The organism is Streptomyces sp. NPDC091387 (assembly GCF_044756945.1).
Classification (GTDB): Bacteria; Actinomycetota; Actinomycetes; order Streptomycetales; family Streptomycetaceae; genus Streptomyces.
In genome coordinates this window covers 139,177-165,761 of sequence record NZ_JBIVTZ010000004.1, presented here as the reverse complement: position 1 = coordinate 165,761, position 26,585 = coordinate 139,177, and the positions used below count along the sequence as shown (strand labels likewise).

Genomic DNA, 26,585 nt, shown 5'->3' with positions numbered 1-26,585 from the left:
TCCCCTCGGCGGCTCGGCGCGGTGCTTCGCGCCCGGTCAGCAGCGGCGCTCCGGCATTCCGTCGACCAGAGCGGTCAGCAGCCCGCCGAGCACCTCGCGCTGATCGGCGGTCAATGGAGCCAGGATCTCCTCTGCGGCCGCGCGGCGCCCGTTGCGCAGCGACCGGAGGGTGGCGATGCCCTCGTCGGTGATCTCGATCCTGACCACCCGGCGGCTGTCCGGATCGGGGGCCCGGCGCACCCGGCCGCTGGCCTCCAGGCCGTCCACCAGCGTGGTCACGGCGCGCGGGACCACGTCGAGGCGCTGTGCGAGATCCGCCATCCGCGGTGGACCGTCGTAGTGGGCGACGGTGCGCAGCAGCCGGAACTGCGCGGGAGTGATGCCGGCCGGCTCCAGCTGACGGCTCTGAATGCGCTGGAGCCTGCGGGTCAGCCGCAGCAGCTGTTCGGCGAGCAGGCCGTCGGGGTCGGGGGAATCCATACGGGGAACAATATCAGGATGTGGTTCACTGTGAGTACAGGTAACAATGAGCTATGCTCCTATCTGCTCGACTGTCACGGACCGAAATCCCGACGGGCCGTCGATCCGGACCGTCGCGGACCGCTGACGCGCATACCGTCGCAGGCGGTCGCAGCCTTCCCTCCCTGTTGCCGCACGCCCGACGAAGGAGCCCATGAAACCCGACGAACCCACGTGGACGCCCCCGCCCAAGGATGCCGAGCAGCCGCCCGCCGAGCTGCGCCGCATCTTCCGCCTCTTCCATCCGTACCGCGGCCGCCTCGCGGTGGTCGGACTGCTCGTCGGCGCCTCGTCGCTGGTGTCGGTCGCCTCGCCGTTCCTGCTGCGCGAAATCCTCGATACCGCCATCCCGCAGGGGCGGACCGGGCTGCTCTCGCTGCTCGCCCTCGGCATGATCCTCACCGCCGTGATGAACAGCGTCTTCGGCGTGCTGCAGACCCTCATCTCCACCACCGTCGGCCAGCGCGTGATGCATGACCTGCGCACCGCGGTCTACACCCAGCTCCAGCGGATGCCGCTGGCCTTCTTCACCAGAACCCGCACGGGCGAGGTCCAGTCCCGGATCGCCAACGACATCGGAGGCATGCAGGCCACCGTCACCTCGACGGCGACCTCGCTGGTCTCCAACCTCACAGGGGTCATCGCCACCGTCGTCGCCATGCTCGCGCTCGACTGGCGGCTCACCGTCGTCTCGCTGCTCCTGCTGCCGGTCTTCGTCTGGATCAGCCGCCGGGTCGGCCGGGAGCGCAAGAGGATCACCACCCAGCGGCAGAAGCAGATGGCCGCCATGGCGGCCACCGTCACCGAATCGCTCTCCGTCAGTGGCATCCTGCTCGGCCGCACCATGGGCCGGTCGGACTCGCTCACCAAGGGATTCACCGAGGAGTCCGAACGGCTGGTCGACCTCGAAGTGCGCTCCAGCATGGCCGGACGCTGGCGGATGTCGACGATCGGCATCGTCATGGCCGCCATGCCGGCCGTCATCTACTGGGCCGCGGGCATCACCCTGCAGTCCAGCGGACCCGCCGTCTCCATCGGTACGCTCGTCGCGTTCGTCTCGCTCCAGCAGGGCCTGCTCCGACCCGCCGTGAGCCTGCTCTCCACCGGGGTGCAGATGCAGACGTCCCTCGCGCTCTTCCAGCGGATCTTCGAATACCTCGACCTCACGGTGGACATCACCGAGCCGGAGAACCCGGTCCGGCTGGAGAAGGTCCGCGGCGAGATCCGCTTCGAGAACGTCGACTTCAGCTACGACGAGAAGAGCGGCCCCATCCTCAGTGGCGTCGACGTGGCCGTGCCCGCCGGCGGCAGCCTGGCGGTCGTGGGTCCCACCGGCTCCGGAAAGTCCACCCTCAGCTACCTGGTGCCGCGCCTGTACGACGTCTCCGGCGGCCGGGTCACGCTGGACGGCGTCGACGTGCGCGATCTGGACTTCGACACCCTCGCCAGGGCCATCGGGGTGGTCTCCCAGGAGACGTACCTCTTCCACGCCTCCGTCGCCGAGAACCTGCGCTTCGCCAAGCCGGAGGCCGCCGACGAGGAGATCGAGGCGGCGGCCCGCGCGGCACAGATCCACGATCACATCGCCTCGCTGCCCGACGGCTACGACACCCTGGTCGGTGAGCGCGGCCACCGCTTCTCGGGCGGTGAGAAGCAGCGCCTGGCCATCGCTCGCACGATCCTGCGCGACCCGCCGGTGCTGATCCTGGACGAGGCGACGAGCGCCCTCGACACCCGTACCGAATTCGCCGTGCAGGAGGCCATCGACGCGCTCTCCGCCGGACGCACCACGCTCACCATCGCCCACCGGCTCTCCACCGTGCGCGACGCGGACCAGATCGTCGTCCTGGACGGCGGGCGGACCGCGGAGCGCGGCAGCCACGAGGAACTGCTCGACCAGGACGGGCGCTATGCCGCTCTGGTCCGCAGGGACACCCAGCTGGCCCCCGCGACAGGCTGAGCGGCCGGACCGTAGGTACCCCATCGCGGGAACGAACTTGTTCGCTACGAACGTGTTCGTTATGGTGGGTGTGTGCCCCTCGCCCTTCTGTTGCCGTCGAGGGGGGCCGGCTCGCAGTGCACCAGACGTCGCGGCCGGTATTCCCGCACGAGCTGGAGGTACCACCATGAGCACCACGCACCACTACCCCGTCGCGATCATCGGCGCCGGTCTCGGCGGCCTCACGCTCGCCCGTGTCCTGCACGTCAACGGGATCGAGGCGGCCGTCTTCGACCTGGAGGCCGACCGGAACGCCCGCACCCAGGGCGGCATGCTCGACATCCACGAGGACACCGGCCAGGCCGCCCTGCGCGCCGCCGAGTTGCACGAGCGCTTCCGGGAGAAGGTCCACCCCGGCGGCGAGGCCATGCGGGTTCTGGACAAGCGGGCCCGGGTGCTGCTGGATCAAGCCGACGACGGTGCGGGCGACCGGCCCGAGATCGACCGTGGAGACCTGCGCGACCTGCTGCTCGACTCACTGCCCGAAGGCACCGTGCGCTGGGGCAGCAAGATCACCGGTGCCGGGCCGGCCGACGCCGGGCAGCACCGGGTCACGCTCGCCGACGGCGCCGCCTTCACGGCGGGGCTGCTCGTCGGGGCGGATGGCGCCTGGTCCCGCATCCGTCCGCTGCTCTCCGACGCCGTCCCCTCCTACACCGGCATCTCCTTCGTGGAACTGGACCTCTTCGAGGCCGACACCCGGCACCCCGAATGCGCCGAACTCATCGGCGGGGGAATGTTCTTCGCGCTCGGCGACAACCGGGGATTCCTCGCGCACCGCGAATCCGACGGCAGCCTCCACGTCTACGCCGCGCTGCGTGCGGCCGAGGACTGGCTGTCGACGATCGACTTCACCGACGCGGAGGCCTCCAGGGCCGCACTGACCGAGCACTTCGCGGACTGGGCGCCCGGCCTCCGCCGGCTGATCACCGACTGCGACGGCCTGCCGGTGCCGCGCCTCATCCACGCACTGCCCGTCGGGCACGAGTGGAAGCGCACCCCGGGCGTCACTCTGCTCGGCGATGCCGCCCACCTGATGTCCCCCTTCGCGGGTGAAGGCGCCAACCTCGCCATGATCGACGGCGCGGACCTGGGCCGGGCACTGGCCGCTCACCCGGGTGACATCGAAGCCGCCCTGGCCGCCTACGAGGCACCCCTTTTCGAGCGGAGCCGGAAGAGCGCCGAGGAGTCCGCCGAGGGGCTGGAGGCGATCTTCAACGACCGGGCGCCGCAGCCGCTCGTCGAAATGTTCTCCGCCTTCGCGGCGCAGTGAACCCCCGGAGGCGGTGAACCGCGCACGGGCGCGGGCGGCTCACGCGACGGCGCCGCCGCTTCCGTGGGACGGGGAGCGACGGCGCCTGATCGAACAACGGTCGGATGAGCCAACCCACGAAGTGGACGACGCCGGCGAGCAGGTTGGTGAGGACGTTCATCTGGTGTTTCGCCTTGTGCATGGTGCATCTCTGGGGCAGCGCAGTCGCGGTCTGCAGCCCTTCGCTTGCACCCTGTAATCGTCATGTGCCGCACAGCAGTAGAGCAACGAATACCGATGCGACCACACGTTTCAGCGAACATCCGATCCCCTGTTCGCGTGTTCGGCCTTGGGGGCGCGGTGCGTGGGGTGCTGCCTGCGGGGTGCGTGTCGCCGGAGGCGGGGTGCCGGACGGAAGGATCGGTGCGGGATAGCGTGCCCGCATGGTGAACGAGTCCCCGGACACCCCGCCCCGTCGCAAGCTCCGCCCGACCCGGCGCGGCCGGCTGGCGCTGCTCGTCGGTGCCGTCCTCGTCCTCGTGGTGGCCGCCGCCGTACTCGTACCGCTGCTGACGAGGGAGCAGACGACCGAGCGGACCCGGTCCCTCGTGATCCCCGAGGGGTGGCGGGCCTCCCAGGTGTACGAGGCCGTGGACAAGGTTCTCGACAAGCCCTCCGGCACCGCGGAGAAGGCCGTCGCCACGGCGGACCTGCCTCTGCCGGCCGCCGCGAAGGGCAACCCCGAGGGGTACCTTTTCCCGGCGACGTACCCCGTCACCTCCGGTACGACCCCGGAGAGCCTGCTGCGCTACATGGTGGACACGGCGGTCAAACGGTTCGGCGCGGACCACATCACGGCCGGGTCGCGGCGCAACGGCGTCACGGTCTACCAGACGGTGACGATCGCTGCCATCGTGCAGGCCGAGGCGGACACCGTGCCGGACATGGGCAAGGTGTCCCGGGTCGTCCACAACCGGCTCGCGCGCGACATGCCGCTCCAGATGGACTCCACGCTCAACTACGCGATGAACCGCAGCACCCTGGACACCACCACGGGCGACACGAAGATCGACAGCCCGTACAACAGCTATGAGCGCAAGGGGCTGCCGCCCACACCCATCGGCAATCCGGGGGAGCAGGCGATGGTGGCCGCGATCAGCCCCACCCCGGGCCCCTGGCTCTACTTCGTCACCGTCGCGCCGGGCGACACCCGTTTCACCGCCGACTACGCGGAGCAGCAGCGCAACGTCGCGGAGTTCAACCGCAACCGCCGCAGCGCAGGCAACGGCTGAGCACCGGGCCGGCGCCCGCCTTCGGCGTGCCACGGCCGCCCCGTTCAAGACTCCGGCAGCCGCCCGCCCCCGCCTGCTCAGGCCGCGGCGGCCGTACGTTCCGCAGCCGGTTCGGCCCGGTCCAGCAGCCGTCCGATCGCCCGTGCGGCGGCCCGCCCCGCCCGGTTGGCGCCGATCGTGCTGGCGGACGGTCCGTAGCCGACGAGTTGGACGCGCTCGTCGCGTACCGCCTGTGTCCCCTCCACCCGGATGCCGCCACCGGCTTCGCGCAGCCTCAGCGGGGCGAGGTGGTCGACGGCGGGCCGGAAGCCGGTCGCCCAGAGGATGACATCGGCCTCGACGGTGCGGCCGTCGTCCCAGGCGACTCCGGCCGGTGTGATCCGGTCGAACATCGGCAGACGGTCGAGCACCCCCGACGCGCGGGCGCGCCGGACGGCGTCGGTGACCGGCAGCCCGGTCACGCTCACCACGCTCTGCGGCGGCAGCCCGCGCCGCACCCGGTCCGCGACCATGGCGACGGCCGCGCGTCCCTCGTCCGCGCCGAACGGGCCCTCCCGGAAGACCGGCGGCCGGCGCGTCACCCAGTGGGTGTCCGCGGCCACCTCGGCGATCTCCATCAGATGCTGGGTACCGGAGGCCCCGCCGCCCACCACGACCACCCGCTGTCCGGCGAACCCGGCGGGCCCCGGATAGTCCGCCGTGTGCAGTTGGCGGCCCCGGAAGGTGTCCTGGCCCGGGTAGCGTGGCCAGAACGGCCGGTCCCAGGTCCCCGTCGCGTTGATCAGGGCCCGCGTCGCGTACGTACCCTCGGAGGTCTCCACGAGCAGCCGCCCGCCGTCGCCCTCGCGCACCGCGCTCACCTCGACCGGCCGGTGCACCCGCAGGCCGAAGGCGCGCTCGTACGCGTCGAAGTACTCGCCTATCACCTCGGAGGAGGGCCTGCTGTCATCGGCACCGGTCAGCTCCATGCCGGGCAGCGCGTGCATACCGTGCACCTTGCCGTACGTCAGCGACGGCCAGCGGAACTGCCAGGCGCCACCGGGGCGCGGGGCGTGGTCGAGCACCACGAAGTCGCGGTCCGGCTCCAGGCCCGTACGGCGCAGGTGGTAGGCGCCGGACAGACCTGCCTGTCCGGCGCCTACCACCACGACATCCACTGACTGCACCCCGGTGTTGTTCACGCTTCTACCAACTGTGGCGGGGTCGCGGATCTTCCCGCTGTCCCGTGGAGAGCTCAGCGTCCTCCGGCGAACAGCAGCGGCGCCCCGCCCGGCGCGGAGGCCGGACGGCCGTTCGCCGCGGGCACCGCCGACAGCGGGGACGCCGGGACCGTCGACAGCAGCCCCCGGGCCGCGAGCTCCGGAGCGACGCCCTCACCGAACCAGTACGCCTCCTCCAGATGCGGGTACCCGGAGAACACGAAGTGCTCCACGCCCAGGGAGTGGTACTCCTCGATCCGGTCCGCGACCTCCGCGTGGCTGCCCACCAGCGCGGTGCCCGCACCACCCCGGACCAGGCCGACGCCCGCCCACAGGTTCGGCGCGATCTCCAGCTTGTCGCGGGAACCGCCGTGCAGCGCCAGCATCCGCTGCTGCCCCACCGACTCACTCCGTCCCAGCGCCTGCTGGGCCGCGGCGATCGTGTCGGCGTCGAGGTCGCCGAGCAGCCGGTCGGCGGTCGCCCACGCCTCGCGGGACGAGTCGCGCGAGATGGTGTGCAGCCGGATGCCGAAGCGGACGGTACGCCCCTGCTCCTCGGCGAGCCCCCGGATCCAGTCGATCTTCTTCTTCACATCGGCCGGCGGCTCGCCCCAGGTCAGGTAGACATCGGCGTGCTTCGCCGCGACCGGCCCGGCCGCCGCCGACGAGCCGCCGAAGAACACCTCCGGCAGCGGGTCCGGCGGCAGCGCCGTCAGCCCGCCTTCCACCTGGTAGTGCTCACCGTCGAAGTCGAACGGCTGACCGCTCCACGCACCCCGCACCACCGACAGGAACTCCGCGGTCCTGGCATAGCGCCGGTCGTGGTCCAGATGGTCGCCGAACCTCCGCTGCTCCGTGGAGTCACCGCCCGTCACGACGTTGAGCAGCAGCCGCCCCCGGGTGATCCGCTGGTACGTCGCGGCCATCTGCGCGGCGAGCACCGGCGAGATCACGCCCGGCCGGAACGCCACCAGGAACTTCAGCCGCTCGGTGTGCTGGGCCAGCGCCACCGTCGTCAGCCAGGCGTCCTCGCACCAGGTCCCGGTCGGCGTCAGCACAGCCTCGAACCCCAGCTGCTCGGCGGCCTTGGCGATCTGCGCCAGGTACTCGATGTCGGGCGCGCGCACCCCGCTGACCGGAGTGATCCGGTCCCGCTTGATCCCGCCGTCGGTGTACGCGTGCCGGTCGACGAGCGTGCGCCCGTCGCCGCCCGTGGGCAGGAACCAGTGCAGGTGGACATTCATGAGGAGGCCTTTCCGTACGAGCGGGGAGCCGTCGAGGACGCGGGGAGATCGCGGTTGAAGCGGGTGTCGACGTAGTCCTTGAAGACGAAGCGGTGCGGGATGAGCTTCAGATCGGCGAAGGTGTCCGCGATCTCCTGCTCGGAGGCGATCGCGGCCGGATCGATGGCGACGGGGACCCGGGTGCCGTACGACAGCTTCACCGCGTCCAGCGCCACCTCGTAGGGCAGCCCGGTCTCCTTCGCCCAGACCTTCGCCCACGCCTCGGGGTGCTTGAACACCCAGTTCTGCGCCCGGTTGAGCCGGACCAGCAGATCGCCGATGGCCTTGGACTTCCCGGACTGCTTGAGCGCGGCGGGCGAGGCGACCTGGAACCCGAGACCGTTGACGACCCCTTCACCCGTGGTCAGCACCCGTGCCTTGCCGCCGCGCAGGACCTGCGAGGTGTACGGGTCCCAGATCGCCCAGGCATCGACCTTGCCGCGGCTGAACGCGGCCAGCGCGTCAGCCGGCTGAAGGTATTTCAGCTTCACGTCGGAGAGGCTGAGCCCCGCCTTCTTCAGCGAGCTGATCAGCTGGAAATGGGCGGAGCTGCCCTGGGCGACAGCGATCGACGCGCCCTTGAGCCGGGCCGGGTCCCGCAGCGGCGAGTCCTTGGGGACCACGATCGCCTCACCTGCCGACGAACCGTGGGTGGCGCCCACCACCACGACCTTGGAACCGGCGCCGGCGGCGAACACCGGCGGGGTGTTGCCGACCCCGCCGATGTCCACGGCCCCGGCGTTGACCGCTTCGAGAAGAGGTGGGCCGGAGGTGAAGGTGGACCATTTGATGCGGTAGTCGAGGTCGTCCAGCTCACCGGAGGCGCGCAGGATGGCTTCGTAACCGCCCTTCTGGTCACCGATGTTGAGCGTGACGCTGCCCTTGCCGTCGGTGCTGCCCGCCGTGGAGGCGGAGGTCGCGCCGCCGCAGGCGGTGAGCAGCAGGGCGAAGGGCAGCAGCAGCGCGGGCAGGGTACGGCGATTCATATCGTCTCTCTCCGGTCCGGACAGGGGATGTGCGGGAGCTTCAGGACGTCGAGGCGGTATCGGCGGGCGCGGGAGTCGTGTCCACGCCGAGTTTGGTGAGCAGCCGGGTGCGCAGCGCGGCGAACTCCGGGGTGCCGGGGTTACGGGGGCGGTCCAGAGTCACCGGGGTCTCGTACGCGATGGCGCCGTCCCGCATCACCAGCGCACGGTCGGCGAGGAGCAGCGCCTCGTCCACGTCGTGCGTGACGAGCAGCACGGCGCAGCCGCGGCGCTGCCAGAGCTCGGCCACCAGCTGCTGGGCCTTGATCCTGGTGAGCGCGTCGAGTGCGCCGAACGGCTCGTCGAGCAGCAGCAGATCGGGCTCGCGGACCAGCGCTCGGGCCAGCGAGGCACGCTGCGCCTCACCGCCCGAGAGCGTCCTGGGCCAGGCCCCGGACCGTTCGGCGAGCCCCACTTCCGCCAACGCCTTCTCGGCCACGGCGCGTTCGGGCTTCCCGGGCAGTCCGAGCAGTACGTTGCGCCAGACCCGCTTCCACGGCATCAGCCGCGGCGCCTGGAACGCGACCGCCCGGCGCCGGGGAACCAGTACCGTCCCCCGGATCTCCCGGTCGAGGCCGGCGAGCACCCGCAGCAGGGTCGACTTCCCGCATCCGCTGCGCCCGAGCAGCACGGTGAACTCCCCGGCACGCAGGGTCAGATCGAGGCCGTCGACGACGGCCCGGCCGTCGAAGGAGCGGGTCAGCCCCTCGACACGTACGGCGGCCTCCGGCAGTGCGTCGGCCGGGGCGGGGGAGCGGGTGATCACTGGCCCGTGAACGTCGGTCGCCATTGCAGCAGCAGCCTTTCGAGAATGCGGACGATGACATCGGCGGCGAGGCCGAGGAAGGCGTAGACCACCAGGCAGACGACGATCACGTCGGTACGGAAGAACTCCCGGGCCTGGTTCATCAGGAAGCCGATACCGGCATCGGCATTGACCGATTCGCCGAACACCAGCGCCAGCCAGGCGGTCGCCAGCGAGTAGCGCAGCCCCGTCATGGCCCCGGGCAGCGCCCCCGGCAGCACCACATGCCGTACGAGGCCCCAGCGTCCGAGCCCCAACGACTGCCCTGCCTCGATGAGTTGGGGATCGACGCCGCGAATGCCCGCGTAGACGTTGAGGTACAGATGGAAGGCCACCCCGAGCGCGATCAGCGCCACCTTCGGGGCCTCGCCGATTCCCAGCCAGATGATGAACAGGGGGATCAGCCCGACCCAGGGAACGGTGCGCAGCATCTGGACGCTCGCGTCGACCAGATCCTCGCCCAGCCGGGAGAGCCCCGAGACCAGTGCGAGCGCGGTCCCGACGGCGCCCCCGAGCACCAGCCCCACGGCCACCCGCTGGAGCGAGATGGCCATCGCCGAGGTCAGGGTCCCGTCGGCGATCAGGTCCGATCCCGCGCGGGCGATGGTGCCGGGCGAGGCCAGTACGTCCGGATGCAGCACACCGGTGGCGCTGAACACCTGCCACAGGGCGAGCAGCAGCAGCGGCCCGACGGTGCGCCGGAGCCACCGCGGCACGTTCCGCAGCCGCGCTCCGGGGGCGGCGGCCGGAGTCACGGGCTCCAGGTCGAGCGGGCGGCGGCCGGCCGAACCCTCCGGCGGGCCGGATTTCGGTTTTTGAGGAGATATGCCGGGTGGGGCGAGAGCATGGTCGAGAGTCATGAGGGCTCCACGAGCGGTTCATGGGGAGGGGCGTGCCCCGGCACCCGGGCACGCGACAGCCGCGCCGCACCGGCGGAGGTCGCGGAGGACCCGGCGCGGGCGTCGGACGGGGCCGAGCATGACGGGAGAGGCGGGGCAGGACGCGTACGTCGTCAGGAGCGTGCGGGCGTCCCGCGCCCGGTCACTGACGGGAAAAGCGCTGAGGGAACGTCAGCAGCCGCGACAACACGCGGCGGAGGCCACCCGCAGCAGGTCGATGTGACCGCGCGAAGTGAGCAGAGCTGATCGGAACATGGCGCTGAAGGTAGCGATCCCTCAAGGAAACGGTCAATGGTGTCTCGGCACGTGGACGCGCGATCTTGCCGTACGGGCAGGAGAATGAAGCCATGCCCACCGCCTTCACCACCAGCGTCCTGCACATCACCACGGGAACCACGGAGACCGTCACCGATCTGACGTCCGACTGCGAACAGTTCCTCACCCGGGCCGCCGCGGGCCGGGACGGCCTGCTCAACATCTTCGTACCGCACGCCACAGCCGGGATCGCGGTCCTGGAGACCGGTGCGGGCAGCGACGACGACCTCCTCTCCGCCCTGCACGCACTGCTCCCCGCCGACGACCGCTGGCAGCACCGCCACGGCAGCCCCGGCCACGGCCGCGACCACGTACTCCCGGCCTTCGTACCGCCGCACGCGACGCTGCCGGTGATCGCGGGGCGGCTGGAGCTGGGGACGTGGCAGTCGGTGTGCCTGGTCGACACGAACGTCGACAACGCGGACCGGCAGGTGCGGCTGAGCTTCCTGGGTTGACCAAGATCGCTCCCAGAGGTGCGTGCCGCCGAAATTCCGCACGCCGGCGGGTTCTCCAGTCGGTGGACCAAGCTTTCTCGTCACGGCCGCCGTGTGGTGGGCGGGCCGTCGGTCCTCCTTCGCCTCCGAGACGGCTCAGTCGAGAAACCGGCGGACCGGGACGGCGATCCTCCGCGTTCCGGTCCACGCCGTCGCGTCGTCCTGGCCGTTGTCGTCGCCGGCTGCTCAGTCATTCAGGTCTACCGGATCGGCGACGCGGGCGCTGTCTCCGTCCGGCGCGGCAACTTGTCCGACAAGCCCCACGGCTGAGCGAGCCGGGCGCCGGGGGCGCCGGACGGGCACTGCCACCGTGCTTCGGAATCGCAGTCGGCCGGACCATGGTCACGGCACCATCCGGCGGACAGGTTCCCCACCACGGCCTCACATACCGGCGGAGCGGCCCACTGGCCCGATCCATCGGTGCGCCGGCGGGCGCCGGAAGGTGTCAGTTCGGCACTTTCAGGCGGAAGCCGGTATGTCCAGGGCTGCTGGTGACGGTGGCGGTTCCGCCGTGGGCGCTGATGACGGCACGAACGATGGAGAGGACCGGAGCCGCATCGGCCCACCTGGCACCGGGCGCCGTACGGGCCGAGGGCCCCTACGGCGCCTTCACCGCGAACCTCCGCACCACACCCAAGGTCCTGCTCCTGGCCGGCGGCGTCGGCATCACACCCCTGCGTGCGCTCTTCGAGACACTGCCCGGACAGGGAACGCTCGTCTACCGGGCCCGCCGCGCCGACGGCCTCGCCCTGCGCGGTGAAATCGACGCGATAGCCGCACGCCGGCAGGCCACCGTGTACTACCTCGTCGACGAGCCCGCAGGACACTCATCCCCGCTCACCGGCACCCTCGCCGGCGCGTTCGCCTCACTCACACTGGTCGGGACGAGGCTGACCATGACCGACGCGTACGCCACAGCGGTCTCCGCCAGAGGTCCGGGGGCACAGGGCCCGCTGGAGACACTGGACGGCTACGAGGCGCTCGCGATCGTGCCCGACGGTCGGGTGTGGCAGACGTCGGGGTTCAGCCACTACGGGTCATGAGGCGGAACACGTATCCGTTCCTGCCCGCCAGAAGCTGTCCCGGCACTCGGAGCTCCACCGGAGTGCGGGGCTGTCCGCCGGAGGCCGCCGGGGGAGGGCCCTCGGGGATGTCCCCCGAGCTCAGTCGGCGTCTCCCGGCGCACCGCTAACGATGATCTTGCGCCCGGTGACGCGGCGGGGCGCGAGAACCACAACGTGTTCGCGCCCGTCCCCCGCCCACGGTGTCGAGTACGCCGCCTCCCGGAGCCGTCGAGCGACTTCCTCGTCCGTCACGGCGCGAAGGGGGCCGACGAGCAGCACACTCCAGCCCTTGCTGAAGGCTTCGTCGATGTGATCGGCCTCGAAGGCGATCTCCGTACCGGCTGCCGCGGCGAGCGGGGAGTGCTCCCCCGTGCTGAACACGACCTCACCGTCCAGCACCTGGTAGTTGAGCGGCAGCACGACCGGACCGTCCCCACCGGTCAGTGCCACCCTCCCCACACCGTGATCGCCGAGCAACGCCCAGGACTCGGTTTCGTCGAGCTGCACCATCCGGGCCTGCCGGGCCGCTTTCTCCAGCCCGGTCGGCAGATCCGCGGTAGTGCCGGTCAACTCCTCGACTGTCGTTTCGAGGGCGTTGGCCAGCCGCAGCAGAAAGCCCACCCCGGGGGCCGCCGACTGCTCCTCCACGTACTTGATATATCCGGGTGCGGCACCTGCACGCAGGGCCACGTCCTGCGTGGACAGGCCAAGCTGCTTGCGGCGCGTGGCAACACGTCTGCCGATGTCGCCTCGCGCCGGGTGCGGTGGTGAGGGCATCGTCGGGCTCCCTGTTCGTCGAGGCACGCCGTACGTACCAACGCTAGCGAGAATCTGTACCGGGCGCAGTACGGACCTGGCAGGGACACGCTCCTTGCCCCGGGGTTCGAACCGCAGCCGCGAGCTGAGTCCGCGTCCATACCGCCGCACTGCACGCCCCGCACGTCGGGCGCCTGGCCGATGCAGAGTTCCGAGCCGTGAACGTCGGTGCGACTGAGGGCCTGCTCGACGATGCCGCCGGCCTCGGCGTTCTGCGGGTTCTCTACATCAGCAGTACGAGTGTGTACGGACACGCCCTGGTGCCCACCGACCGTGCCGTCTGGGTGGACGAGCAACTCACTCCGCTTCCCAGGGACATCTACGACGAGACCAAACTTGCTGCGGAGGAACTGGTCGCCGCCTGCGCCGTTCCTTCGGTCACGCTGCGCATAGCGCGGTGCTTCCCGGAACCACTGCCTGTGCGGGCCCGCCACCTGCTGCACCGGGCTGTCGACGTTGCCGACGTGGCAGCTACGGGGGTCCTGGCCGTGGCGCACTCCACCGTGACCGGCAGGTTCAATATCTCCGGGCCGCACCCATTTCACCGAGAGGACCGCCTCGCCCTCTTCCGCGATGCGAGCGCGGCGCCGGCCGAACGAGTTCCCGACGTCTTCCAGGCGTTCCGAGACCAGGGGTGGCCAGTGCCCGATCGCCTGCACCGGGTGCACGACTCAACTGCCGCCACAAATGCCTTCGGTTAACGCCCTGTTCGCGGAGTCCGGGAACTACTGCGCGATATGGCGGGCGGGTTGAGCCATGTGTGACCGAACGGCTCGGCTCGCTCTCGATGACTTTCGTGGAACCAGAGCCAGTTGTGGCGGCTGCATTGCCTCGTGCGTCGGTGCTGAGGAGCCTGGAGGGTCTGCCGCATCGCGCCCTACCTCGGCGTGCACGTCTACGAGGCCGGACTGCGCAAGCCCGGCCCGCGGCTGATCCTGCTGGCCGCACAGGCCCTGAGTACGGAACCGGCGGCTGCTGGTACGTGGGCGACCACTACGACCGCGACGTGGTGCGCGGGATCCGGGCGGGCGTCGGACGCACGGTGCTGATGCGCCCCGAGGACCGCCTCGACCACGCCGCACACCCCGCGACCCGACACCGTCGTCCACGACGGCACCGGACTGCTGGACTTGCTCCGTCGAGCAGTCACCGGGAGCGACCACACGGCCGACCGAGGGGGCCAGGCATGAACGAGACCGAGGCACTCTCCTCCCATCTGCGCACGGTGGCGGTGGAGGCCGCGCTCGCGGTGGCGCCCGATCTGCGGGCCGCCTTCCGCAGCCGGATGGACGTGCAGTTCAAGCGCGACGCGCACGACCCCGTGACCGAGCACAACCGGCGGGCCGAGGAACGCATCCGGCACGCCCTGCTGGGCAAGGTGCCGGACAGCACGGTCGTCGGCGAGGAGGGCGGCCGGCTGGAGGGCAGCGGCCGGATCTCCTGGTGCGTCGATCCGATCGACAGCACCGCCAACTTCGCCCACGGGCTGGCGTTTTTCTGTACCGCGATCGGCGCCGTGCTCGACGGCCGTCCGGTGGCCGCCGCCGTGGTCGACCCGATCGCGCGCCACATCTTCTCGGCCGACCTCTCCGGTGCCCGCCTGGGTGACCGGCCGCTGGTATCGGCCGGAACGGCGCAGGAGAGCCGCGCACTGCTGATCACCGGATTCCCCAGCAGCAGGGAGCTCGCATCCGGCGACCCCGAGTCGGCGGCGCGGTTCGCCGGCCTCGTCTCCCGTTACGGCACCGTCCGCCGCACGGGCAGCGCCGCACTCACCCTCGCGCATGTGGCCGCGGGATGGAGCGACGCGGCTCTGGGCACGACCGTCAACGCGTGGGACATCTGCGCCGCCCAGCTGCTCGTCGGCCAGGCGCGCCCGGAACCTACGTGCCGTTCGGCGGCGACCCCGGCTGGGACCAGCCGTGCTACCTGGCGCACACCCGTGACCTGCTGCCCACCGCCCTTCGGGAGTTCACCGACTGGTACACCAGCCGGGCCGCCGGGACGGGCCGGTGACCGCCCTGCCGGAGGCCGGGCTGAGCCATGCCTGGATCGTCACCGACCTGGACGGCACCCTGGTCGACCGGAAACTTCGGCATGGTCCCGCGCAGCGTCGAGGCCCTGCGCCGCTACCGGGAGTGCGGCGGCACCGTCGTCATCGCCACCGGCCGGAACGAGTAGTCCGCCACTCCATACCACCGGGAACTCGGGCTGGACACCCCGATGATCCTCTGCAACGGGGCCCGCATCACTGATCCCCGGACCAGTGACCGACTGGTGGACCTGGACCTGGGCCCCGTCTGGCAGCGCTCCGGGACCTGGTCCTGCCCGCCCTTCCCGAGGGCGTGGGCGCGGCCGGTTTCAGCGGTCGCGATGCCCATGTGCTCCGCGCTGCCCCCGCACTGGCGGACTACGCCCGCCGGGACCGCATCGTGCTGCTGGGCGATCCGCCGGACAGACCACCCACCAAGGTGATGCTCATCTCCGGCGGCGGGCGCCCCGCCCCGCTCGCCGAGCTGATCGCCCTGCACTGTCCGAGCGCCCTGGTGGGGCGGATCCTCGACGGACCGCTCCCTTGATCCCTGCTCGCTGTCGGTGCGTACGGCCAGCCACCCGCAGGGCACGCCGGTCCGGTGGCTGTCCGGGAACACCGGACCGGCGGCAGACCTCACGCGGCGGTTCGCCCGTCCGTGACATGTGCGGCGGGGTCGCGGCAGGCCATCAGAGCCACACCGTCCTCTTCCCGATCTGCTTGTCGGACGCCTGCCGCGCGGTGAGCGCGACGACGCGCTGGACGAACCCGCCGGGCAGGTGGATCTGGTCCGGGCTCAACGTGCCTGGCTCCACGAGGTCTTCGACCTCGGCGATGGTCACCTGACCGGCCATGGCGGCCAGGGGGTTGAAGTCGCGGGCGGACTTGTCGAAGGCGAGGTTGCCGTGGCGGTCCGACGCGTCGACGATCGCGATCCTGTGGTTCGCCGGGGCATCCGCACCGGCCGGGCTCCTCGATCTCCGGTACGGGCACTCGTCCGGCACCGGGTTGAACAGGTCGCTGTGAAGCACTGCCGTCAATCACGCGTCAAGGGTCCGGCGTTCGGGATCAAGGGCCTGCTAACGGACACCTCGTGCCCCGCAGGAGTGGGCATAGCGTCACTGGTACGACCCGGCCGGCCAGGAGTCCTGGGCGAGCCACCCGTCTCCACGAGGAGTGCCATGTACGACAACCAGTGCACCGAGGACCCCGACCCCCTTCATTCGGACCGGGCCGGAGCCTTGTTCGTTCCGGTCCGGCAGGGGGCCATGGGCTCCAGCGCGCGGCTCTTCCGTACGCCCCTCGGCGGCCGGACCGCAGTCGCCTTCACCAGTGAGCGGCGCCTGACCCGCACCCTCGGGGAGCAGCAGGCGTGGATCCGGCTCTCCGAGCCGGCGGTGCGCGCGCTCGTCGCGCCCCTGGGCGTCGTCGGCCTCACCGTCGACCCGCTGATGACCGCCCCCGGGACGGGCGGCCGTGCGGCCGGCGAACCTCGGCGGGAGCGCCGTCCGGCGCGGGATCTGCGACCGGTCGACGCGCTGAGCGCGAGCGGCACACCGTCGCTGATTCCTGCATCGACCTCTTGACCGGCTGGGGGAACAACATGAACACGACACTGCCTGCCCTGTCGGCTCCGACATCCGTACCGACGATGCCGCACGCGGTCCCGGTGCCGGTCCCGGTGCCGCCGGGCAACGCCGCAGCCCTGTCCGTCTGGCCCGCTTCCGCGCGGCTCACCTCCCGCGGCGATGTCGCGGTCGCAGGGGTGTCGCTCGTCGAGGCGGCCGAGCGGTTCGGGACCCCGGTCTACCTTCTCGACGAGGGCGAGGTGCGGGAACGCTGCCGCACCTACGTGCGGGCCTTCCCGGACACCGACGTCGTCTACGCGGCGAAGGCATTCCTCTGCCGCGCCCTCCTGCACTGGGTACGGGAGGAGGGCCTCGGCCTGGACGTCTGCTCGGCAGGTGAGCTGGAGTTCGCCGTCACCAACGGCTTTCCTCCCGACCGCATCGTGCTGCACGGCAACGCCAAGAGCCCGGACGACCTGAGCGCCGCACTGCGTCTCGGGGTCGGAAGGATCGTCATCGACAGCGCGTGGGAGATCGCCCGGCTGGCCGTGCTCGTCCCGGACGGCGTCCGGCAGAAGGTGCTGGTCCGGGTAATCCCCGGCGTCAGCGCGGGCGGCCACGCGGCGATCCGCACCGGCACGGACGACCAGAAGTTCGGGCTCTCCCTCAACGACGGCAGCGCCCAGCACGCCATCACCCGAATCCTCGACCAGCCGCACCTCGAACTGGCCGGACTGCACTGCCACATCGGCTCGCAGATCACCACGGCCAAGCCCTACCTGACCGCGCTCCGACGCATGGTCGGACTGCTGGCCCAGGTCCACCGACAGCACGGAGTCGTGCTGCCCGAGCTGGACATGGGAGGCGGGCACGCAGTCGCCTACCGGCCTGGCGAGGACTCGCTCGACATTCCGTCCCTCGGCGACCGCGTCCGCCGCGAACTGGCCATGAGCTGCGCCGCCGCCGGCATCCCCGTACCCCGTCTCACCGTCGAGCCCGGCCGCGCCCTGGTCGGGCCCGCAGGCGTGGCGCTCTACCGGGTACTGGCCGTCAAACGGACCGGCGACCGCGTCTTCGTGGCCGTGGACGGCGGGATGAGCGACAACCCGCGGCCCGCGCTGTACGGCGCCCGCTACGCGCCCCGCCTCATCGGCCGCCGCTCGACGGCCGAGCCCTGCACGGCGACCGTCGTCGGCCGGCACTGCGAGGCGGGTGACGTACTCGCCGCCGACGCGCCACTGCCGGGCGACGTCCACCCGGGAGACCTGGTGGCCATCCCGGTCGCGGGCGCCTACCACCTCTCCATGGCGTCCAGTTACAACGCGGTCGGCCGCCCGCCCGTGGCCGCCGTCCACGAAGGCCGCGCCCGGCTGCTCATACGCCGTGAGTCGCTCGCCGACATCAACGGCCGCGACATCGGACTGTGAACCATCCGGGACCGGTCGAGCCCCGACTTGCGGACTGTCTTGACCTGCTGCACCGATCAGGCCTGCGAGACGACCGAGCGGCCAACGCCCTTGACACGGACGGACAGCCAGGACCCGATACCCTTCTTCACCTGGACGTTGCTTCTCTCCTCGCCACGCACAGGACCCCCAGCACGTCCTATCGTTGCAGGTCGGGACCGCTTTCTGCTCCCGGCCACCTACCGGACACCACTCGTGACGAAAGCCCGGGGCCAGAGCGCGATGCCCCTGGCCCGAGCCGGGGTGCGTGCGACCGGATCTACGTACCCCTCACGCCGTGGGTCCGCTCCCGCTGGGACTACCTGGCGTCGCGCCGCCGGCGCGCGCGCTCGAACTCAGTGGCATCCGGCATCCAAGAGCCGTGGTGTTCGAGTGCGGCGCAGCCGCCGCGGACGAACGCGCTCACCAGGTTCCGGTACCCGCCGATCCCGTCGACCAGGCTGTACTCGACCCGGTACTCCGGATCCGACCCGCCGCCTGCACTCTCGCGCACGGTCGTGATCCGGGCGATGGAGTCCGCGTAGAAGTGGAGCTGGATTCCTTCGCCCATCTCCTCGTCCTCGATGGTGAACACTTCGTTGTCCGCGGCAGAGCGGTCGCCGACGAACTCCCAGAACTCGGCGGTGGCAGTGCGGGAGCTGTCCGGGAGCCACTTCTTCTCGACGCCCTTGTCGTCGGTGAACGACAAGGGCGTCTTCCTCGTACCCCCGCCGAAGTGGGCGCGGTCACCGGCCGTCTCCGCGTCATCATCCATGGGCGTGCTCCTGGAACGGTCCGCGGCCTCCGAGCACATCAGGAAGCTCACGGTGCGCACCGCCTCGTCGACGAGCCCAGGGTGTGCGCGATGCACGGCCGCGTCGACCGTCGTAGCCATCCGGTCCCAGTCGCGTTTGTCCGTGGCGCGTTTCCCCCGCCGCGGATCGCGGCCGATCCGCATCCCGGCGCATGCCTGCTCCGCGGTGGCGATCACACGCATGACCTCGGGCAGCAGCGCGGAGTCGACGGCGTCGGGCATCCGCCTCGGAACCGTCGCGCCGTGCAGGTACTGGCCCGTGTATTTCAGAAGCGCGGCGTCGAGGGGGCCGAGCACCGAACCGCGCTCGGTGCGACGGCGGTTCGCGTGGTACTCCTGAGCTCGTTTCCCGTTGGGCGTCTCCGTCGCCGCGCGCATCGCCGCGCAGACCTGACCGCGCTCGAGCAGATCGATGGCAGCCCCATGGGCTATGAGCCGACCCCTGTCCCAACGGATGCGCTGGAAGAGCGCGTCGACGTCCGCGGGCGTGGAGAGGAGGACCGGGTCCAGGAGCGCGATGGCGGCGTTCTCGTCGAGCCGGCCCCGGGTTCCGGCGGCGTCGCACAACGGAAGGACCGCACTCCAGAGCAGCAGGTGTCTGGCCAGGTCCTCCCGGATCACCGCGAGATGGGCTTCCCCGATCGGGAACGTGAACGTGCGAGGCGCATGGTTGGCGTCGGCCCCGGCACCGAGCGTCAGCTTCAGCTCACCGTCCTCACGGATCACGTTGGGGATCCAGCCGCTCGCGCGCGTGAAAACGATGTCTCTCATGAGCTCAGTCTTCCCCATCGGACGAGGCCGGGAGCAGCCCAGGGGCCACAAAGGGGTTGGGTCGGTGTGTGGCATCGGGTGGAGATCACCCGAAGCCCCGACACGGTTCGTTCGACGCCCCAGCGGTGGCGGCCGCGCCGGGCGGAGGATGCGGCGCCTCTGTGAGCGATGTGTGTGGGCGTGTGCCGCGTCTGCGGAGCCATCGACGCAGGCGGTCGTAGGTACAGCTGTTGTTCGCCGAGTGGCCGAGACACCAGTGGGAACGGTGCTCGTGGGGAGGACACATGTGGCTGGTGGTGGTGTGACCAGTTGGGCAGTACGAAGAACAGCCGCGGTCTCAGGCGCTTGGGTTCCCGCAGCGTGCGGGGCCGGTCGGGCTCAGCATCGGCATCCAGGCCCGACTCGCGGACCGCCTCCACCAGCAGCACGGCCCCGGCCTGCGAGACCATTCCGCGACCGCTGCCCTCAACGCGGACGCACGGGTACGGCCCGATACGCTTCCTCACCCGGGAAAGTGCTTTCTCTTGTAACGAAACAGGACCTTCGATGGCCCTGTCGTCCCGGCTCGCCCGCAGAGCCGCCGGGCACCGACCCAATCCGATCCACCCCTCACACAGGAACCGCGAACCTCGAACATGCTCAGCTACTGGCTCGCGACCGTGCGTCGCAGCGCCGTGTACACCGTCCTGACTGCCGTCGTCGTCAGCGGTGCCATGGTCGGTGGGCTCATATCGGAGGACTCGAGCGCCTGGGCGGACTCGCTGCTCCAGGGCACGCTCTTCGGTCTTGTGGCGGGAGCCGTCCTCGCCGTCGCGATCGCCACGTCGAACACGTGGCACGCCCGACGCACGACCGCATGGCACGGGCTGCCGCTGACGGCCGAGGCCGCGTTTGTGCCGTGCACCGCCGAGATCCGTGTCCCGGTGCCCACCGGCACGACTCCCTATCAGCTCACCGACAGCGTGCTGTACGCCCTCAAGAAGGTTCCGGCTCCCCGGATCGACGAGGTCGAGGAGTTCACGCACGGCAAGCTCACCGTTGTCTGCGGGAGGTCCTCCGGCAGCCCGGTGCGGCTGCACATCTCGATCGTGACCGACCGGAACATCGCGACGGTGACGATGGACTCCCGCCCCGTGACCGCCTGGAAGCGACTGGACGGCGGCGCGAGCTGGAGCGTCCTCACGGCCTTCGAACCGCATGTCAGCAAGGCCGTCCACTACGACACGGACGGCACGAACGCCAACTGAGCGTGCCCCGAGGAACCTGCCTGCGGACCGTCTCCATCAGCCGGGCCCCAGCCCGGTCTTGACGCTCGTCGTGTGGAACGTCCCTGCCGACGTCACCAGGGCTCCTGACCGGCCGCTCGCCTGGACCGGGCTCTGTCCCCGTGGCTGTCGGCTCAGCGCACCAGGGGCAGGAAGAGCGTGTCGATGATCTCTTCGAGGACGTGGTCGGGCGCGGGGGCGAAGGTCGTGAGGAACTCGTGGCGCAGCAGGTCGAAGGGGAGGGATTTGACGCGCTCGGTGAGGTGTTCGGGCTTGATCTCCCCGCGGTCGGCCGCGCGGTCGAAGAGTGCGTCGACGGCTTCCTTGCGTCCTGTGGCGGAAGGGTCGATCAGGTCGCTGGGGGTGATTCCGGTCTGCTGCTGGTAGTCGGCCAGGAACGTGCTGATGACGGTGACCAGCGGTAGGCGGGTGGCGTTGATCTCCCGCATGAGGGTCAGGACGTCCTCGCGCAGGCTTCCGGTGTCGGGGACGTCCAGGACGTGCTTGCGCAGGGCGTGCGTGATGGTGGCCCGGACGAGTTTGTCGCGGTCCGGCCAGCGGCGGTACAGGACCGGGGGACTGGTGCCCGCGCGCTTGACGACGCCGTCCATGGTGAACCTGGCATATCCGTGGCCGGTGAGTTCGTCCCAGGCCGCGTCGAGCAGCGCCGCCTCCAGTGCCGCTCCGCGCCGTCGCTCGGCCATGCGTACTCCCCTGAACGAGTAGATAGATTTGCCTATCTAATTCTAGCGGCTTAACCTGACGCTCGTAAGATAGGCACTTATATCTTAGGAGGCGTTGATGAACGCCAACGGCGTGAAGCCACCATCCGTCGCCGCGGATCCCGACCGCATCGACCCGGCCCTGCGACGCCTGACCTACACCCTGATCATCGGTGCGCTGGCCGTCATCTTCGACACCACGATCATGAGCGTCGCCATCGACAGCCTCTCCGGGCAGTTGCACGCCCCGATCTCCACCGTCCAGTGGGTGAGCACCGCCTACCTGCTGGCCCTGGCCACCGTGATGCCGGTGGTCGGATGGCTCCAGGCGGCCCTGGGCGGCAAGCGTCTGTGGATCGCGGCACTGGGCCTGTTCTTCATCGGTTCACTGCTGTGCGCCTCAGCCCGGAACGTCGCCGGCCTGATCGCCTTCCGGGTGGTCCAGGGCTTCGGCGGCGGCATCATGATGGTGCTGATCACCACCCTGATCATGCAGGCCGCCAAGGGCCGCAACATCGGCAAGGTCATGTCCTTGATCACCGTGCCCACCGCGCTCGGCCCGGTCATCGGCCCGGTCCTCGGTGGCATCATCCTGCACCTGGGCGACTGGCGCTGGATCTTCCTGTTCAACGTGCCCTTCTGCGCCGTCGGCGCCTGGCTCGCCGCCCGCAACCTGCCCAAGGATCAGCCTGTTCCCCGCCCGCGCCTGGACGTCGTCGGCATGCTCCTGCTCTCGCCCGGCGTCGCCGCCGCCATCTACGGCCTGACCCAGCTCGGCGGATCCGACGGCTTCACCAGCCCTCAGGCGTGGCTGCCCCTGATCGCCGGGCTCACCCTGCTGCTCGGCTACCTCGCCTGGGCACTGCGTCGCGGACGGGACGCCCTGATCGACATCAGGCTGTTCCGCCACCGCGCCCTGGCCTCCTCGTCGGTACTGGTCTTCCTGTCCGGCGCCGCTCTCTACGGAACCATGCTGCTGCTGCCCCTGTACTGGCAGCAGGTCCGCGGCGAATCCGCCCTGGGCGCCGCCCTGCTGCTCATCCCGCAGGGCGTGGGCACCCTGATCTCCCGCTCGCTCGCAGGCCGGTACATGGACCGTTTCGGTGCCCGCCCGGTCGCCGTCATCGCCCTCGTCATCACCTGCACTGCCACCGTGCCGTTCGGCTTCGTCACCGCCTCGACCAGCAACACCATGCTGATGGCCGTGCTGTTCGTACGTGGCATCGGCCTGGGCGCCGCCATGATCGCGATCATGGGTGCCGCCTTTGTCGGACTCGAGCCCGAGGAAATCCCCCAGGGCTCCGGGATCGGCCGCATGGCCCAGCAGATCGGCGGCTCCGCCGGCACCGCGCTCCTCGCCGTGATCGTGCAGCGCACCTCCGCCGGTGCCCACACCTCCACCGACCTGGCAGCGGGGTTCGGCGACGCCTTCTGGTGGGCCGCTGCCTTCACCGCCGCAGCCGTCCCGCTGTGCCTCCTGCTGCCGGGCAGGCCGAGCCCGGAACCGCCGGTCCCGGAAGTCCCGTCAGTCGAGCGACCCACCGAAGCCTGAGCCACTGCGGCTGGACCCGGAAGGCACCGCGTACCGAGTGCGTACTCGGTGAACAGCGACTCCAGCGCGGCGGCGCCCGGGGGCGCGGGGAGGAACGCCGTCCAGGAGCGCCGCTTCCCGAACAGCCCTACCCCGCGCTGCTGTTGGGGACCGGGCGGGTACGGTGTTCCGCCGTTGTCACCGGAGGATTCTGCGTCGGCAGTGTGGCCGGGCGAGCAGGTGCGGCGTCAGAAATACTGCCGCACATGAAATGATTCCCGACCCATCGGCAAGTCCGGCAAGCTCGGTCTGTCGCGACGGCTGGTCCCCATGACCGGCCGTGATCCGGAAGAGCACGGACGGACCGCCTCGCCGCTGGAGCTTTTGTCCGACCTGACCTTCGTGGTCGCCGTCGGCACGGCTGCGTTCCAGTTCGCCGAGATGGTCGCCGAGGGACATGCGGGCCAGGCGGTCATCGCGTTCGTCCTGGCGATGTTCGCGATCAGCATCGCCTGGATCAGCTTCGGCTGGTTCGCCTCTGCCTTCGCCACCGACGACTGGCTCTACCGGGCCGTGACGATGCTGCAGATGATCGGCGTCGTCGTGTTCTCGCTCGGCCTGCCCGCGATGTTCCACTCCGTCAGGGAGGGCGGCCACCTCGAACTGCGTGCCATGGTCATCGGCTACGTCGTGATGCGGATCGCGATGGTGCTCCAGTGGTGGCGCGCCGCCCGGCAGTCCCCGCCGGTCCACGCCGTCGGCATGGCCAACATCCGCTGGACGCTGATCGTCCAGGCCGGCTGGATCGTCGTGGTCATGCTCGCGCCATTCGTCACCGTGATCGGCTACGAGACGACCGGTCATCGTCACCCACAGCAAATGCTCAAGGAGCTCGGTACGCAGTAGGACATCGAACGACCCGGCCGCCCCGGACCCACACTCTCCTCGCCTGCGCCGTCTCCGCCCGCGGATTCACCGACGGCCTCACCCACCAGCCGCCGGCCGAGGAACCGGCCCCGGACTCCCGCTCCGCCATTCCCCTCACCCACGCCGATCACCTGCTCCAGCTCAACATCCGGGGGACAGGCCCAGTCCTCGTCCACTGGCCGGGGCAGGCGGGGTCCGGGACCGTATCCCGGGCCCGCTCGCACTCCCCAAGCGGGTCGAAGAACAAGTGATCGCCCCGGCCCCTCAGGAGCGCCGGGTTCAGGCCGAGCCGGTCAAGCCTGGCCTCGCCCCGGCGGGCCCGCCCGCGACCGTGAGCAGATCCACGACGAAGATCAGCGTCGAGCCCGCCGGGATCAACGCAGAGGGCGACTGCTTGCCGTAACCGAGACGCGGCGGAACGATGATCTCGCGTCGGCCGCCCACCCTCATTCCCCTCACTCCCCGGTCCCAGCCCTTGATGACCCTGCCACCGCCGACGGCGAACTTGAACGGCCGGTCCCGCTCCCAGGAGGAGTCGAACTCCCTTCCGGACGCGAACGTGACCCCTACGTAGTGAACCTGGACGACCCTGCCCGGCTGCGCCTCGGGTCCGTCCCCAACCACGAGGTCCCGGATCGTCAGCTCGGTGGGCGCGTCACCCTCCAGAACCTCAATTCTGGGCTTCGTCAGTTCGCTCATCACGGTCCCATCGCTCGCCACCGGAATCCGCCGCACGGGCCGACCGGACACATGGACATTCCATGCGGCAGACGATCACGCTACCGGCAGTGCCCACGCCCCGAGGCCCTGTGCCACGGAACACGGCTCTCGCATCCGATGACACATCGAGTGGAGGGCACGACCAGGTAGCGGGGCAGTTGTCTCGACGGAGTTCGGTGGACGCGGACCTCGACAATGCTCGCGCGGGACGCGCAACTGACCCGTGCCCCCCGAGCGCGTCGCGATGCTGAACGCGTCGGGATCCTGACCTCCGGCCGGGCCGCGCCCGCACGTGTCAGGCGGCGTTTCCCGCCGAGGCCCCGGCGGCATCAGGGACAGGGACGGTGCCCGTGTCCTCGGCGACCGCGGGCTTCGGCTGTACCCCGATTCCGAGCTTCTCGAGGATCTTCTTCTCGATCTCGTTGGTGAGGTCGGGGTTGTCCTTGAGGAAGGTGCGGGCGTTCTCCTTGCCCTGGCCGAGCTGGTCGCCCTCGTACGTGTACCAGGCGCCGGCCTTGCGCACGAAGCCGTTGTCCACGCCCATGTCGATCAGCCCGCCCTCACGGCTGATCCCCTGGCCGTAGAGGATGTCGAACTCCGCCTGCTTGAAGGGCGGTGCGACCTTGTTCTTGACGACCTTGACGCGGGTGCGGTTGCCGATCGCGTCGGTGCCGTCCTTGAGCGTCTCGATCCGTCGGATGTCGAGGCGCACCGAGGCGTAGAACTTCAGCGCCCGGCCACCGGTCGTGGTTTCCGGCGAGCCGAACATCACCCCGATCTTCTCGCGCAGCTGGTTGATGAAGATCGCCGTTGTCCTCGTCTGGCTGAGCGCACTGGTGATCTTACGGAGCGCCTGGCTCATCAGACGGGCCTGCAGACCCATGTGGGAGTCACCCATGGCGCCCTCGATCTCGGCACGTGGGACCAGGGCCGCGACGGAGTCGATCACGATCAAGTCGATCGCGCCGGAGCGGATCAGGATGTCGACGATCTCCAGCGCCTGTTCACCGTTGTCCGGCTGGGACAGGATGAGGTTGTCGGTGTCGACGCCGAGCTTTTTGGCGTACTCCGGGTCCAGAGCGTGCTCGGCGTCGACGAAGGCCACCGTGCCGCCGGCCTTCTGTGCGTTCGCTACTGCGTGCAACGTCAGCGTCGTCTTACCGGAGGACTCCGGTCCGTACACCTCCACCACGCGGCCGCGCGGCAGACCGCCCACACCGAGTGCCACGTCCAGCGCGGTAGACCCGGTCGGGATCACCTCGATGGGCTCGTTGGTCCGCTCGCCGAGGCGCATGACCGCGCCCTTGCCGAACTTCCGCTCGATCTGTGCGAGCGCGGTGTCCAGCGCCTTCTCGTGGTCGGTTCCTGCCATGAGCTTCACCCGGTCCGATTGAGTGGCCCGCCGCACGTCGGAGAACGTGGGCGTCTGCTGCCGACAACGGACTGTCGGAGATCCAAAAACGAACATCCGATCGATTTACGTGTCCAGTGAAAGGTACCAAACGGAGGGAAGCGGGACGGGGCGCGCGCGCTGGACCGATCCGGACACAGGTTGCCCCCGCCCGCTTCCCATCAGCTGATCAGGGTGGGGCAAATGTCGTCACTGCTTCCAAGCTCGCGGTTCGGCCCCGTCCGTGGCTGTGGTGATGTATGGATGGCCGGCGAGTCCTGCGGGACAGCTGGCGTAGAACCGGCTGCGGAAAGCGGATTATGCGCACAGTGATGCGGCGCCTGAGGTCGCAACGAGTGCGGCGTAGGCGGATGAAACGGAGCGCGATCAGCAGGGTTCTCCACCCCGCCACATCATGACGACTCCAAACAGACCAAG

The 26,585-nt window shown here is 70.2% G+C and carries 23 protein-coding genes and 3 pseudogenes; 13 read left to right on the top strand and 13 right to left on the bottom strand.

Annotated features, from left to right (window positions below):
- Positions 1 to 36 precede the first annotated feature (36 nt).
- The gene (locus ACIQM0_RS10125; RefSeq protein WP_363023777.1) at positions 37 to 480 is read right to left on the bottom strand and encodes a MarR family transcriptional regulator; all 444 of its coding nucleotides are present in this window, start codon (positions 478 to 480) and stop codon (positions 37 to 39) included.
- A 193-nt stretch (positions 481 to 673) separates the two neighbouring features.
- On the opposite strand from ACIQM0_RS10125, the gene ACIQM0_RS10120 reads away from it, so the two are divergent.
- From ACIQM0_RS10120 to mltG, 3 genes are all read left to right on the top strand, one after another.
- Positions 674 to 2,479 carry an ABC transporter ATP-binding protein gene (locus ACIQM0_RS10120; RefSeq protein ID WP_401285418.1) on the top strand — a complete coding sequence of 602 codons (1,806 nt, stop codon included), beginning with the start codon at positions 674 to 676 and terminating at the stop codon, positions 2,477 to 2,479.
- Between the two features lie 166 nt (positions 2,480 to 2,645).
- Positions 2,646 to 3,791: an FAD-dependent oxidoreductase gene (locus ACIQM0_RS10115; protein ID WP_401285416.1), complete on the top strand. Its 1,146-nt coding sequence runs from the start codon at positions 2,646 to 2,648 to the stop codon at positions 3,789 to 3,791.
- A gap of 422 nt (positions 3,792 to 4,213) precedes the next feature.
- Positions 4,214 to 5,062: an endolytic transglycosylase MltG gene (mltG, locus tag ACIQM0_RS10110; RefSeq protein WP_401285414.1), complete on the top strand. Its 849-nt coding sequence runs from the start codon at positions 4,214 to 4,216 to the stop codon at positions 5,060 to 5,062.
- A 77-nt stretch (positions 5,063 to 5,139) separates the two neighbouring features.
- Here the strand turns inward: mltG and ACIQM0_RS10105 are convergent, their stop codons facing one another.
- From ACIQM0_RS10105 to ACIQM0_RS10080, 6 genes are all read right to left on the bottom strand, one after another.
- Positions 5,140 to 6,228, bottom strand: coding sequence for an NAD(P)-binding domain-containing protein (locus ACIQM0_RS10105; protein WP_401285800.1), 1,089 nt, complete (start codon positions 6,226 to 6,228; stop codon positions 5,140 to 5,142).
- Positions 6,229 to 6,296: 68 nt separating this feature from the next.
- A complete protein-coding gene (locus tag ACIQM0_RS10100; protein WP_401285413.1) occupies positions 6,297 to 7,505 on the bottom strand; it encodes an LLM class flavin-dependent oxidoreductase in 1,209 nt (402 codons plus the stop codon).
- Complete coding sequence (locus ACIQM0_RS10095; protein WP_401285411.1) at positions 7,502 to 8,530, bottom strand: ABC transporter substrate-binding protein; 1,029 nt, start codon at positions 8,528 to 8,530, stop codon at positions 7,502 to 7,504. Before ACIQM0_RS10095 ends, ACIQM0_RS10100 begins: the two co-directional genes overlap by 4 nt.
- 40 nt (positions 8,531 to 8,570) lie before the next feature.
- The gene (locus ACIQM0_RS10090; protein WP_401285409.1) at positions 8,571 to 9,359 is read right to left on the bottom strand and encodes an ABC transporter ATP-binding protein; all 789 of its coding nucleotides are present in this window, start codon (positions 9,357 to 9,359) and stop codon (positions 8,571 to 8,573) included.
- The gene (locus ACIQM0_RS10085; RefSeq protein WP_401285407.1) at positions 9,332 to 10,234 is read right to left on the bottom strand and encodes an ABC transporter permease; all 903 of its coding nucleotides are present in this window, start codon (positions 10,232 to 10,234) and stop codon (positions 9,332 to 9,334) included. The genes ACIQM0_RS10090 and ACIQM0_RS10085 overlap by 28 nt, the downstream gene beginning before the upstream one ends.
- Positions 10,235 to 10,444: 210 nt before the next feature.
- Positions 10,445 to 10,528 carry a putative leader peptide gene (locus tag ACIQM0_RS10080; protein ID WP_311307964.1) on the bottom strand — a complete coding sequence of 28 codons (84 nt, stop codon included), beginning with the start codon at positions 10,526 to 10,528 and terminating at the stop codon, positions 10,445 to 10,447.
- 92 nt (positions 10,529 to 10,620) lie between these two features.
- Between ACIQM0_RS10080 and ACIQM0_RS10075 the strand changes: the two genes are divergently transcribed.
- The gene (locus ACIQM0_RS10075; protein ID WP_401285405.1) at positions 10,621 to 11,043 is read left to right on the top strand and encodes a YjbQ family protein; all 423 of its coding nucleotides are present in this window, start codon (positions 10,621 to 10,623) and stop codon (positions 11,041 to 11,043) included.
- Positions 11,044 to 11,633: 590 nt separating this feature from the next.
- A pseudogene (locus ACIQM0_RS10070) lies at positions 11,634 to 11,924 on the top strand (ferric reductase); the annotation flags it as partial.
- A 321-nt stretch (positions 11,925 to 12,245) separates the two neighbouring features.
- On the opposite strand, the gene ACIQM0_RS10065 reads toward ACIQM0_RS10070, so the two are convergent.
- Positions 12,246 to 12,923 carry a helix-turn-helix domain-containing protein gene (locus ACIQM0_RS10065; protein ID WP_401285404.1) on the bottom strand — a complete coding sequence of 226 codons (678 nt, stop codon included), beginning with the start codon at positions 12,921 to 12,923 and terminating at the stop codon, positions 12,246 to 12,248.
- A gap of 143 nt (positions 12,924 to 13,066) precedes the next feature.
- Here ACIQM0_RS10065 and ACIQM0_RS10060 point away from each other — a divergent pair.
- The 3 genes and pseudogenes from ACIQM0_RS10060 to ACIQM0_RS10050 all read left to right on the top strand — a co-directional run.
- Positions 13,067 to 13,663: pseudogene (locus ACIQM0_RS10060) on the top strand (NAD-dependent epimerase/dehydratase family protein); the annotation flags it as partial.
- 485 nt (positions 13,664 to 14,148) lie between these two features.
- The gene (locus ACIQM0_RS10055; RefSeq protein WP_401285402.1) at positions 14,149 to 15,189 is read left to right on the top strand and encodes an inositol monophosphatase family protein; all 1,041 of its coding nucleotides are present in this window, start codon (positions 14,149 to 14,151) and stop codon (positions 15,187 to 15,189) included.
- 154 nt (positions 15,190 to 15,343) lie between these two features.
- On the top strand, positions 15,344 to 15,541 hold the full coding sequence (locus ACIQM0_RS10050; RefSeq protein WP_401285400.1) for a hypothetical protein: 198 nt from the start codon (positions 15,344 to 15,346) through the stop codon (positions 15,539 to 15,541).
- Between the two features lie 142 nt (positions 15,542 to 15,683).
- Here ACIQM0_RS10050 and ACIQM0_RS10045 read toward each other — a convergent pair.
- Positions 15,684 to 15,908 (bottom strand): annotated as a pseudogene (locus tag ACIQM0_RS10045) (CoA-transferase); the annotation flags it as partial.
- 267 nt (positions 15,909 to 16,175) lie between these two features.
- Here ACIQM0_RS10045 and ACIQM0_RS10040 point away from each other — a divergent pair.
- Both ACIQM0_RS10040 and lysA read left to right on the top strand, forming a co-directional pair.
- A complete protein-coding gene (locus ACIQM0_RS10040) occupies positions 16,176 to 16,580 on the top strand; it encodes an SAV_915 family protein (protein ID WP_401285398.1) in 405 nt (134 codons plus the stop codon).
- Between the two features lie 65 nt (positions 16,581 to 16,645).
- Positions 16,646 to 17,989 (top strand): diaminopimelate decarboxylase, encoded by a 1,344-nt coding sequence (gene lysA / locus ACIQM0_RS10035; protein WP_401285799.1) that lies wholly within the window; start codon positions 16,646 to 16,648, stop codon positions 17,987 to 17,989.
- A gap of 337 nt (positions 17,990 to 18,326) precedes the next feature.
- Here the strand turns inward: lysA and ACIQM0_RS10030 are convergent, their stop codons facing one another.
- Positions 18,327 to 19,592: a DUF6357 family protein gene (locus tag ACIQM0_RS10030; RefSeq protein ID WP_401285397.1), complete on the bottom strand. Its 1,266-nt coding sequence runs from the start codon at positions 19,590 to 19,592 to the stop codon at positions 18,327 to 18,329.
- A gap of 635 nt (positions 19,593 to 20,227) precedes the next feature.
- Between ACIQM0_RS10030 and ACIQM0_RS10025 the strand changes: the two genes are divergently transcribed.
- Positions 20,228 to 20,839 (top strand): hypothetical protein, encoded by a 612-nt coding sequence (locus ACIQM0_RS10025; protein ID WP_401285395.1) that lies wholly within the window; start codon positions 20,228 to 20,230, stop codon positions 20,837 to 20,839.
- A 152-nt stretch (positions 20,840 to 20,991) separates the two neighbouring features.
- Here ACIQM0_RS10025 and ACIQM0_RS10020 read toward each other — a convergent pair whose 3' ends face one another.
- The gene (locus ACIQM0_RS10020; protein ID WP_401285393.1) at positions 20,992 to 21,561 is read right to left on the bottom strand and encodes a TetR/AcrR family transcriptional regulator; all 570 of its coding nucleotides are present in this window, start codon (positions 21,559 to 21,561) and stop codon (positions 20,992 to 20,994) included.
- Between the two features lie 97 nt (positions 21,562 to 21,658).
- Here ACIQM0_RS10020 and ACIQM0_RS10015 point away from each other — a divergent pair, with 97 nt between their 5' ends.
- The gene (locus ACIQM0_RS10015; protein WP_401285391.1) at positions 21,659 to 23,131 is read left to right on the top strand and encodes an MDR family MFS transporter; all 1,473 of its coding nucleotides are present in this window, start codon (positions 21,659 to 21,661) and stop codon (positions 23,129 to 23,131) included.
- A gap of 309 nt (positions 23,132 to 23,440) precedes the next feature.
- The gene (locus ACIQM0_RS10010; RefSeq protein ID WP_401285389.1) at positions 23,441 to 24,016 is read left to right on the top strand and encodes a low temperature requirement protein A; all 576 of its coding nucleotides are present in this window, start codon (positions 23,441 to 23,443) and stop codon (positions 24,014 to 24,016) included.
- Between the two features lie 300 nt (positions 24,017 to 24,316).
- Here the strand turns inward: ACIQM0_RS10010 and ACIQM0_RS10005 are convergent, their stop codons facing one another.
- Both ACIQM0_RS10005 and recA read right to left on the bottom strand, forming a co-directional pair.
- Entirely contained in the window at positions 24,317 to 24,736 is a 420-nt protein-coding gene (locus ACIQM0_RS10005) for an FKBP-type peptidyl-prolyl cis-trans isomerase (protein WP_401285387.1), read from the bottom strand.
- 316 nt (positions 24,737 to 25,052) lie between these two features.
- Positions 25,053 to 26,129 carry a recombinase RecA gene (gene recA / locus ACIQM0_RS10000; RefSeq protein WP_401285385.1) on the bottom strand — a complete coding sequence of 359 codons (1,077 nt, stop codon included), beginning with the start codon at positions 26,127 to 26,129 and terminating at the stop codon, positions 25,053 to 25,055.
- Positions 26,130 to 26,585: the final 456 nt, after the last annotated feature.